Source organism: Natronomonas sp. (genome assembly GCF_046710025.1).
Classification (GTDB): Archaea; Halobacteriota; Halobacteria; order Halobacteriales; family Haloarculaceae; genus Natronomonas.
Window position 1 is genome coordinate 1 of record NZ_JBKEGK010000074.1, and the last position, 11,192, is coordinate 11,192.

6 protein-coding genes are annotated in these 11,192 nt (G+C 64.8%); 1 reads left to right on the forward strand and 5 read right to left on the reverse strand.

The window, feature by feature from the left end:
- The 5 genes from ACI944_RS06935 to acs (ACI944_RS06955) all read right to left on the reverse strand — a co-directional run.
- Window positions 1-760, reverse strand: a 760-nt coding sequence (locus ACI944_RS06935; RefSeq protein ID WP_411718324.1) for a branched-chain amino acid ABC transporter permease, incomplete at its 3' end; no start/stop codon positions are given.
- Between the two features lie 85 nt (window positions 761-845).
- Window positions 846-2,234, reverse strand: a complete 1,389-nt coding sequence (locus ACI944_RS06940) for a substrate-binding protein (protein WP_411718325.1) — start codon at window positions 2,232-2,234, stop codon at window positions 846-848.
- Between the two features lie 61 nt (window positions 2,235-2,295).
- The gene (gene acs, locus ACI944_RS06945; RefSeq protein ID WP_411718326.1) at window positions 2,296-4,260 is read right to left on the reverse strand and encodes an acetate--CoA ligase; all 1,965 of its coding nucleotides are present in this window, start codon (window positions 4,258-4,260) and stop codon (window positions 2,296-2,298) included.
- Between the two features lie 258 nt (window positions 4,261-4,518).
- Window positions 4,519-7,035: a bacterio-opsin activator domain-containing protein gene (locus ACI944_RS06950; RefSeq protein WP_411718327.1), complete on the reverse strand. Its 2,517-nt coding sequence runs from the start codon at window positions 7,033-7,035 to the stop codon at window positions 4,519-4,521.
- A gap of 174 nt (window positions 7,036-7,209) precedes the next feature.
- On the reverse strand, window positions 7,210-9,201 hold the full coding sequence (gene acs / locus ACI944_RS06955; protein WP_411718328.1) for an acetate--CoA ligase: 1,992 nt from the start codon (window positions 9,199-9,201) through the stop codon (window positions 7,210-7,212).
- Between the two features lie 115 nt (window positions 9,202-9,316).
- Between acs (ACI944_RS06955) and ACI944_RS06960 the strand changes: the two genes are divergently transcribed.
- A complete protein-coding gene (locus ACI944_RS06960) occupies window positions 9,317-10,804 on the forward strand; it encodes a cobyric acid synthase (protein WP_411718329.1) in 1,488 nt (495 codons plus the stop codon).
- Window positions 10,805-11,192 lie beyond the last annotated feature (388 nt).

Consider the following 11,192-nt stretch of genomic DNA (forward strand, 5'->3'; position numbering starts at 1 on the left):
CAACGACGACGACGAGGAAGGCCGGGACGAGCACGCCGACCCCGATCTCCGGGACGACGCTGAAGACGGGGCCGCCAACGACGCCCGCCGCGCCGGCCAGTCCCGATCCGATACCAAAAATGACGAGGAACGGCCGCGTTGCGCGGATGCCGAGGAGGTTCACCATCTCCGCGTCCTCCGTACCCGCCCGAACCGCGAGTCCGACGTCGGTGTACTCGATGTACAGATACACCGCGAGGACGAGCACCGCGGTGATTCCGATGATCGCGAGCCGCCAACTGGAGTACGTGCCGAGCGGGCCGAGACTGATCGCCCCCGCAGCCCACTCGGGCCGAGAGAACGTGAGCGATCGGCCGCCGACGAACGCCCTGATCAGCTCCTGGACGATCAACAGGATCCCGAACGTCACCAGGATCTGGTCTGTGTCCGGCCGGTCGTAGAAGGGCCGAGCGACGAACCGCTCCATCAACAGCCCGAGCCCGAAGGTGATGATCGGGATGATGGCGAGCGCGGCCAGAAAGCCCAGATCGAGGCCGACGTTCCCGAGTCCGATGCTGCGTGCGATGTCCCCGGTGAACTGCAGCTCGAGCGCGATCCCGAGCCCGATGTAGACGCCCGCCAGATACATCGCGGCGTGGGCGAAGTTCACGAACTTCAGCGTACCGAGCGTTATCGACAGCCCGATCGCGACGAGGATGTAGATCGAGGAGACCGCGAGCGTCTGGATGGCGAAGCCGACGACCGATCCGACGACGCTCACGATAGCACCTCCATCGTTAGTGTGTGTGTGTGCATGGGTTGAATTAATAAGGAAAGTCGATTTGTCCGGCTATACTGACCGCGGCTTACTCGTCGCCGTACTCGCCGAGTTCACATTCGGAGGCCGGACCGCTGTCGCAGTCGTAGCCGACTGCGTCCGGGTAGGACGACTGTTCGACGACTTCCCAGTACCGGCCGCTGTCCGGGTCCTGTTCGTCCTCGGAGAGGCCGCGGACGACAAGGATGTCGCGCATCGTCTGGTGGTCGCACTCGCGCATGATCTCCTCGCCGATGCCGCCGTTGCTCCACTCGTAGCCTTCGAGTTCGCGAATTACTTCCGGCGGGTAGAACGTTCCAGCGCGCTCGACGGCGGCCGCGTAGTTTAATGTTGCCGAGTACGCCAGCCGCGCCGGGGAACTCGGTGTCGAGCCGTACTCTTCTTCGAACGCCTCGGCGAACACCTGCGTGGGTTCGTTATCGAGGTTCGCGTCCCAGCCGTCCGTCCCGAAGACACCCTCGATGGAACCGCCGGCAGAGCCCGCCATGGGAACGTTGTACAGCGGGACGACGATCTCCATGTCCTCCTTGATCCCCTGATCGACGGCCTGTGAGACTGAGTTCGAGCCATCGAGGCCGTAGTGATCCAAGAAGAGGACATCCGCACCCGAGTCCCGTGCGTCCTGCAGGAACGTCGAGTAGTCGTCGGTTCCGAGCGGCGTCGGAACGGAGTTGATCTCGTTCCAGCCCTCAGCCTCGAAGAACTGCCGCATTGACTGCTGTACCGTCTGCCCCCACGTGTAGTCAGCATACAGCTGGTAGAAATCCAGCCCGTCGCCGAACTCCTCGGTGACGATCGGCGCGAGTGCCTGCCCGGTCATGTAGGCGTTGAACATCTCCCGGAAGCCGTAGCGGACGCAGTCCCCCCCGGTCGTGTCGTTGGAGTGGGTCAGACAGCACATGAACAGGACGTTCTCCTGTTGGGCGAGCCCCTGTTGGGCGATCGCCGTCGCGCTTGATGAGCCGCCGCTGAACATGATGACGTTGTCCCGCTCGATCATCCGCGAGGCCGACTCGCGTGCGGTGTCGGCGTCCGTCGCCGTGTCGCCGGTCACGTAGTCGATCTCGTAGCCGTTGACCCCGTCGCCGGAGAGGTCGTCCCACATGTCGACCCAGCCGCCGCCGTTGTTGAGGTGGTCCGCCGCGAGCTCGTACGCGCGGAGCTCGTCCGCGCCCTCCTCCTGATAGGGGCCGGTCTGGGGGACGTTGAACCCTAACACCGCGGTGTCGCCCTCGATCGGATAGTTGCCCAGCGAGGGATACTCCGAACTCCCGCCGCCGTTGCCGTTGCCGTTTCCGCCATCGCCGTTTCCGTTACCGCCCTCAAGACAGCCGGCAAGACCGGCAATGCCGGCAGCGCCCGCGGCTCCGGCCGTCTTGAGTACGTCGCGTCGTGATTGTGTGTCGTTCTCCGCCATGTTGTCGTTTGAAGCAGCCATGATTATATTAAATTATCGTTGAAGTTTCGGATCGGTTCGGTTACAGTTGGTCCTGGATGTCGTCGACGACTTCGGGGTTTCGCAACGTGCTCGTGTTGCCGAGGTCCTCCTCGTTCGCGATGTCCTCCAGGAGCCGCCGCATGATTTTCCCGGACCGAGTCTTCGGGAGTTCGGGGGTAAAGATAACCTCCTCGGGCCGGGCGATCGGGCCGATCGCGTCCTCGACGCCTCCGATGATCGACTGTTTCATCTCCTCGCCTTTCTCGTAGCCGTCCTCGAGAATGACGTAGGTGTAAACCGCCTCGCCCTTCATATCGTGGTCGCCGCCGACCGCAGCCGCCTCGGCGACGCCCTCGACGCCGACGACTGCCGACTCGATCTCCATCGTGCCGAGTCGGTGCCCGGAAACGTTGATTACGTCGTCGACGCGGCCGAGGATGGTGATGTAGCCGTCCTCGTCGATCTTCGCGCCGTCCTCGGGGAAGTACACCCAGTCGTCCGAATCGGGGTCCGAGTACGCCTCCCAGTACTCCGAGATGAACCGCTCGTCGTTATGATACAGCGTCCGGAGCATACCGGGCCAGGGCCTGTTGACCGTCACGTAGCCGGCTTCGCCGGGGGCCACCTCGTCGCCCGACTCGTCGACGACCTGTGCGTCGACGCCGGGTAGTGGCGGTCCGGCCGCGCCGGGTTTCATGGTGGCGATGCCGGGCAGCGTCGTGATCATCATTCCGCCGGTCTCGGTCTGCCACCACGTGTCGACGATCGGGCAGGACTCGTCGCCGATGTGCTTGTAGTACCACTTCCAGGCCTTCGGGTTGATCGGTTCCCCGACCGTCCCGAGGAGTCGAAGCGACGAGAGATCGTGTTGTTCGGGGTACTGACTCCCCCACTTCATGAACGCCCGGATCGCCGTCGGCGCCGTGTACAGCTGGTTGATGTCGTAGCTCTCGACGATGTCCCACATCCGGTCCTTGTCGGGGTAGTCGGGGGTCCCCTCGTACATGACCGTCGTCGTTCCGAGCGCGAGCGGGCCGTAAACGATGTAGGAGTGCCCCGTGATCCAGCCGATGTCGGCCGAACACCAGTAGGTGTCATCCGGTTTGATATCCAACACCGCATGGGATGTCCAGGCGGCGTAGGAGAGATAACCGGCAGTGGTGTGCTTGACCCCTTTCGGCTTGCCGGTCGTCCCCGACGTGTACATGAGGAACAGCATGTCCTCGGCATCGCGGGTGACCGGATCGACCGACGCGCCCTCGTAGTCGGCCACGAGGTCGTGGTAGTCGAGTTGGTCCTCGCCGAGTTCGTGATCGAGTTCGTCGCCGAGACGGTCGACGACGACCGTCGTCGTATCGTGTTCGACATCCTCGAGGCCCTCGTTGGTTTTCGAAAGGTGGTTGAGGGGGTCGCCGCGGCGGTAGTAGCCGTCGCAGGTGACGAGATATTCGGAATCGGCGGACTCCATCCGTGTTGCGAGCGCGTCGGCAGAGAAGCCGGCGAAGACGACGGCGTGAGGGGCACCGATCCGCGCACACGCCAGCATCGCGATCGGTAGCTCCGGGATCATCGGCATGTACATCGTGACGACGTCGTCCTCTTCGACGCCGAGATCGCGAAGCGCAGCCGCAGTCTCGTTGACCTCGCGGTGGAGCTCTTCGTAGGTGTACTCGCGAGACTCGCCGAGTTCGCCTTCCCACTGGATGGCGGTCTCATCACCGCGCTCGTCGAGATGCCGGTCAAGACAGTTCTCCGACGCGTTCAGTTCGCCGCCGGTGAACCACTCATAGAACGGTTCGTTGTCGTCAACGAGAACCTCGTCGTAGTCGCTCTCCCAGTCGAGCAGGTCGGCGGCTTGTTCCCAACAATCCGGCCAGTTCTCCTCGAACTCCTCGTAGATTTCGGGATCCGACACGTTCGCCTGCTCGACGAACGACTCCGGTGGCTCGAAGGACTCCTGCTCGGCGAGCCGTGCTTCCAATTGTGTGTCCTCTGAATCAGACATTACATCGTACCGGACAAATCCGACCCTAATAAGCGGGGGCTCTAAGCATGCAAACTCTACGCGTTCGAGTGCCCACTTCCCATGGCGATTTGTCGCGGATATCACGCGGTGAGCGTCCCGCTGGTGGGCGAAGCGAACGATCGGTCAGAACCTGGGGCGGCGGCGGGAGCGATCCGACGCTAGAAGACGACGCGTTCGGGCTGGAGTCACGTAATGGAAGACCGCCAGCGCCGCTTCGGCGGTCCGAGCGCATAGCCACTACGCCGACGGCTCCGGGACCCCGTTGCCGATATGGTCCATCGTGTGGTCGAAAAACGACGAGAGAAGCTTTCGTTCGGCCTTTCGGAGGTGATTGTGCAGCGTCGGCGAGGAGACGCCCATCGACTCGGCGACCTCCTCGGCGGTCGATCCGCGGGGCCAATCAAAGTACCCCGCGAAGTACGCCGCCCGGAGCGCCGAGCGCTGTTTGTCCGTCAGTGACTCAGAGAGGGAGTTCTGGAACTCCGCGATGGTCTCGACGGGGCGGTCGGCGGCGTGTTTCGCCCGGAGTGTCGTTTCCGGAAACGACGCCTGCAACCCCTTGACGACGGATCGGACGCCGGTTTCCTGTGCGATCTCGGCCCGGATCGTCTGTTCACCCGAATCCGCGACCCCCTCTCGGATCGTCGCGCCGATTTCGGTTAGCGTCAAAGCAGGCGAACTCCCCTCCACAGTAAGCTCAAGCAGCGAACTGTCGTCGTACTCGCGGATGTATCGGCCGTCGGTCACGCCGGATGCGGCCGTCGCGGTGTCGAGAAAGGCGTCCGGTTGGGCGCCGGAGAGAGCTATATAAAACAGGAGCGACCCCTCCGCGATGGGAACGACCGCCTGGATCGAACAGACGCAGTCGTGTTCGGCCGTCGCAGCGACGAGAAACGCCCCTGGATCGGTGCAGCCGAACTCCAACTCGACGACGGTGTCGGCCAACAGTAGGTTCCGGCGCTCGATGGCGGTGATCGCGTGGCCGACGTTGGCACCGAGATCGGAGAGTAGCGTCCGCTCGCGGTCGCCGAAGGCCGTCCCGCGGTCGGTGAAGACGGCTAACAACCCATAAGTTGTTTCGCCGTACGCGAGCGGGACGATCCCAGCCACGCGGGCTCCGGAGACGCCGTCGGCCTCGAAGGGGCCGAGCACGTCGGCCGGAAATTCGCTGCCGGCCACCCGCGGACGGCCGGTCTCGAGTGCCGAGGACAACACCGAAGAATCGATGTCGATCGCGGATTTGTTGACGGCTGATGCGCCGGCTGCTTCCCGCGGTCGGAGCCGTGATTCACCGGGATCGGTGCCCCCGACCCAGGCGGCGAGGTAGGCGTCGCTATCGGCCAGCGATTCGCAGACGGCGGCCTCGATCTCCGAGCGGGTTGAGGCGTCGATCAGTTCCCGGCCGGCGGCGTTGATATCGGCGACCAACCCCTCAAGCCCCTCGAGCGTCTCACAGCGCCGCGCCAACGACCGCTCTCGGCGGACCCGCTCGGTCACGTCCGTCGCGACGATCACGGCGAACTCAACCTTGTTATCACCGGCGGGGGCGACGGTCTGTCGGACGTGAACCCGTTCGCCGCTCTTGCGTCGTAGCGTCACCTGACCGGTCCAAGAGTCCCCTTCGAGGACCGTCGCGCGCACCGTCTCGTCGTAGGCGTCGGTGTCCTCACCGGAACTGAGGATGTCGGCTGCGGATCGGCCGACGACCTCGCTTTGTGTGTAGCCGATCAACCCCTCGAAGGCGGCGTTGACGTACTCGATTTCCCCCTCCTTAGAGGCGAAACAGATCGGCTGTCCGGCGGCCGAGACCGCCCGTCGGAACGTGCTTGCCGTCCGCCCGTCGTCGGTGTCGTCGTCAGACCAGAGGACAGCGATGAACCCCGAGTGCTGGTCGGTCCCCCGGCGTGAGATAAGGGCAGCAACGCGGACCCGGTTGCCGCCGGCCGCGCGGAGCCAACACGTCTCGACGGTGAAGTCCTCGCGACCGGCCGAGGCGAGGACCTCTTTCGGACGGGCACGTTCGCGGGCGTCGTCGGTGAACAGTCGCCCGAACGGCGTCCCGACGACGGCGTTTCGCTCGTATCCGAGCAGTCCTTCGATGTCGCCGCCGCCGCCGACGATCCGGCCGTCCGCATCCAGTTCAAGCCCGACCGCGCCCGCCGCCCCCTCGAACGGCAATCCACCGCCGCCGGTCGTTGCGCTCGAATCGGAAAAAGCGGCGGCGATCTCCGCGTCGTCCGCTGCGTCGAGGTACCGATCGAGCGCTTCGAGTCGGTCCCACCCCCCGATCGTTCGGACGATCCGAGGGTCGATGCTGTCTTCGACGAGCAGCCGCCTAGCGAAGTACCGCCGGAGCCCGTCGCTCGAGACAGTCTCGAGGCGGCTCTGCTCGGTTATTTCGGCCGCCCGGGAGGCGACTTCCGAGACGAGCATCTGGACCCGACGCGGCGTGACGTCGATCAGCCGGGTATCGGGGGCGACGCCGGCGGTCGCGGCGTACTCATCCATGAGACGGGCCAACTCGACCGGGAGGTACGTCCGCCGGCAGGTGTCCCCATCACTGCCGCGGACGGACAGAAAGTGATGCACCACACCGTCGAACCGACGCCGGTCGACGTCGCCGGGGCGGATCCGGGTCTGTTCGGCAGGCCGAACGCCCGCCTCCGCGATGAGCCTGACGACAAGACGGCCGCGCGTGGTCGCCGCGGCCTCCCGAAGTTGCTCGTACTCCCGACGGCCGAGCGGATCGCTCATTTCGTAATAGTTGAATCACCCGAAATAATAGTTCTTTGGATGCTGTCGGCGGGCGGGGCCAGTGGGAATAATCCCAACCCGACGATGCTCTCCGCCTGAGGACTTCCTCCGGCCCGGCGATCGAACGTGCGGTGGTTCGTTACCCGTGTTTCGCGCTTTTATGTAAATCCGAAATTAGTGTTCAGACTCGAGATACGATCGGGAGTCGCCCGACAGCCGTGCCTGGAGTTCCCCGACGATCTCGGGGTTCCGGAGCGCGCTGATGTCGCCCAGCTTCTCGCCGGTCGCGATCCCCTCCAGAAGTCGCCGCATGATCTTCCCCGAGCGGGTCTTCGGCAGTTCGGGGGTGAAGACGATGTGGTCGGGGATCGCCACGCTGCCGATCTCCCGCTCGATCGCCGCCATGACGGTGTTCCGGAGGGCGGCATCGCCCGTATGCCCCTGCTCGGTGCTGACGTAGGCGATGAGGTCACCCCCTGCGCTCGTGACGGCCGCCTCGGCGACGCCCTCGACACCGACGACTGCCGACTCGATCTCCATCGTGCCGATCGTGGCGTCGCCGAGGGGGATCACGTCGTCGACGCGGCCGAGGATCGTGATGTAGCCGTCCTCGTCGATCTTCGCGCCATCGCCCGGCACGTAGGTCCACTCGTCCGAATCGGGATCGGAGTACGCCTCCCAGTACTCCGAAACGAACCGCCCATCCTCGTCGCCCGCGAGTCCGCGAAGCATCCCCGGCCAGGGCCTGTCGACGGTCAGAAAGCCGGCTTCACCGGGGGCCACCTCGTTGCCCGCCTCGTTGACAACCTGTGCGTCGATGCCGGGCAACGGTCTCCCCGCGGACCCCGGTTTCATCGTGGCGACGCCGGGCAGCGTCGTGACCATCATTCCGCCCGTCTCGGCCTGCCACCACGTGTCGACGATCGGGCAGGATTCGCCACCGACGTGTTTGTAGTACCACTTCCAAGCCTTCGGGTTGATCGCCTCCCCGACCGTCCCGAGGAGTCGAAGCGACGAGAGATCGTGTCGATCCGGGTAGTCCGAGCCCCACTTCATGAACGCTCTGATCGCTGTCGGCGCCGTGTAGAAGACGTTCACGTCGTAGCGCTCGATGAGCTCCCAGATACGGGTTTTTTCGGGGTAGTCAGGCGTCTCCTCGTAGATCACCGTCGTCGTTCCGAGCGCGAGCGGGCCGTAAACGATGTAGGAGTGCCCCGTGATCCAGCCGATGTCGGCCGAACACCAGTAGGTGTCCTCCGGCTTGATATCCAACACTGCGTGGGCCGTCCACGCCACATGCGAGAGGTAGCCACCGGTTGTGTGTCTGACCGCCTTCGGCTTGCCCGTCGTTCCGGACGTGTACATCACGAAGAGGTCGTCCTCAGCGTCGCGGGCGACGGGATCGATGGTCTGTCCGCGGTTTCGGTCGATGATGTTGTCGTAGTCGTGTTGGGCCTCGCCGAGCGAGTGCGGCAAACTGGCGCCGAGGCGGTCGACGACGATCGTTTCGACGTCCCGGTCGATGCGTCTGACCGCTCGGTCGGCTTTGCCCTTATGATTGAGGGGGTCGCCGCGGCGGTAGTAGCCGTCGCAGGTGACGAGATATTCGGAATCGGCGGACTCCATCCGTGTCGCGAGCGCGTCGGCAGAGAAGCCGGCGAAGACGACGGAGTGGGGGGCACCGATCCGCGCACACGCCAGCATCGCGATCGGTAGCTCCGGGATCATCGGCAGATACAACGTGACGACGTCGTCCTCTTCGACGCCGAGATCGCGAAGCGAAGCCGCGAACGCCTCGGTCTCGCGTTTGAGATCCCCGTAGGTGTAGGTCTCCGTCTCGCCGCGCTTGCCGACCCACCGAAGCGCAGCGCGGTTCTTGCGGCCGGCCTCGACGTGTCTGTCGACACAGTTGTAGGCCGCGTTGAGCCGGCCACCGGTGAACCACCGATACCGGGGCGCGGACGACGCGTCGAGCACATCCGTCCAGGGCTGATCCCAATCGAGTAGATTGGCGGCGCGCTCCCAGCAGTCCGGCCAGTTCGCCTCGAACTTCTCGTAGATTCCCGGATCGGTGACGTTGGCCTGCTCGACGAACGACGCCGGCGGCTCGAAGGACTCCTGCTCGGCGAGCCATGCCTCAAGATCGACCGATTCCCCGGGTTCCATCGAGAGATTGTTCGGCCAGCCCCTGAATAAACGTTCCCCAGGCGACACGGGCGTCGGGCGCGTCGGATCGGTACCGCCGTAACTGGTATAGTCGGCCGCTCCGGAACATGTCGTGATGTCGGCCCGAACGATCCTCGTCGCCGGAACAGCGAGCCACGTCGGCAAATCGACGGTCGCCGCCGGCCTCTGTCGGTCCCTCGCCAACCGGGGGCTCTCGGTCGCGCCGTTCAAAGCACAGAATATGTCCAACAACGCGCGGGCGGTTGCCCGGGCAACCGGCGAAGGATTCGGCGAAATCGGCATCTCCCAGTACGTCCAAGCCAACGCGGCGCGGACCCCGGCGACGACTGACCACAACCCGGTGCTGTTGAAGCCCCGCGGCGACGGTGAATCCCAACTCGTCCTCGACGGCGAGGCGATCGAGCATTTCGCCGCTGGAGAGTACTATGAGACGCACTGGGAACGGGCAAAGGCGACCGCCGAGGCAGCCCACGGGCGGCTGGCGGCGGCCCACGATATCGTGATCGCGGAGGGGGCCGGGTCAATCGCCGAGATCAACCTTCACGACCGTGACCTGGCGAATCTTGAGACGGCGCGCTTTGCCGACGCCGACGTGTTGCTTGTCGCCGATATCGAGCGCGGCGGCGTCTTCGCGTCGATCTTGGGGACGCTCGAGTTACTCCCCGACGATGTCCGCGACCGGATTGAGGGCGTCGTCGTCACGAAGTTCCGCGGGGATCGCTCGATTCTCGCCCCCGGCATCGACCGCATCGAGGAACTGACGGGCGTGCCCGTGCTTGGCGTCCTTCCCTACGACGATCCGGGGCTGCCTGAGGAGGACAGCGTCTCCCTGCCGGCGCCGGACTCGGCGGGGACGATGGGCGACGAGGACGGCGTCGACCCCGACCGATCGGTGACGGTCGCCGTCCCCCGATTCCCACGGGCGTCGAACGTCACCGACGTCGAGCCACTCGCGAGAGTGCCCGGCGTCCGGGTTCGGTTCGTGCCGCTCTCGGCGCCGCTCGACGCCGATGCGGTCGTTCTGACGGGGACAAAAAACACCGTCGACGACGCGATCGCCGCGGCCGAGGACGGCCTATACGAGGAGCTCCGGGCGTTCGATGGGCCGATCGTCGGGCTCTGTGGCGGCTACCAGCTTCTCGGCGAGCGGCTCTCGAACGCGTCTATCGAGGGGACCGGCGAGACGGAGACGGTCGAGGGCGCGGGGGTGCTCCCGGTCGAAACCCGGTTCAGTCGCGAGAAAACCGTCGAACCGGTCGAGCGCCAGCTCCGGGGGTGTGGCCCCCTGGCGGATGCCTCGGGGACCGTCTCGGGCTACGAGATCCACATGGGCGACAGCGACCCCCTCGCCGACGCCGACATCGAACGACCGTTCGACGGCGGCGGCGCGGCCGACGGTGATGTCCTCGGCACCTACCTCCACGGCCTCTTCGAGAATCGCCTCGCTCGCGAGGCGTTCGTCGACCACGTCTACGCCGCGACGGGACGCGATCGACCCGAAACCGGGGGCGATCGAAAATCGCCGTACGACCGGGCCGCCGGGCTGGTCGAGCGGATCGACCTCGAACCGTTCGGGCTGTGAGTCGATGGATACAACAGGGGGTAGGGGGATTGCTGCATCGGAAAACTTGCTAACAAGCACCGTAATACGACAAGAATTACAGATTCTTCGAGGACGTTTGACTGTCAGACACCGTGTCGTAGAACTATCCTCAACCGGAACGTAACCCTGTGAAGCACTTCGGGGGAAAGCCTCGAGACACTCGGCCTGCTCCGCCTGTAGACTGGGTGGTGAGACACCTACCAGATCAGGATGGAATTCGTATTCGTATGCAAGATGGAACGCGCGTATCTTGCACTGAGCGACGTGGATTACAGTTGTTCGAGGCGAGAGCGCATGGCTTCAGTCCTGTCTCTTACCTACATCTTTCGAATGAGCACGACACTTTCCAATGGCCGTGTCAGCTACG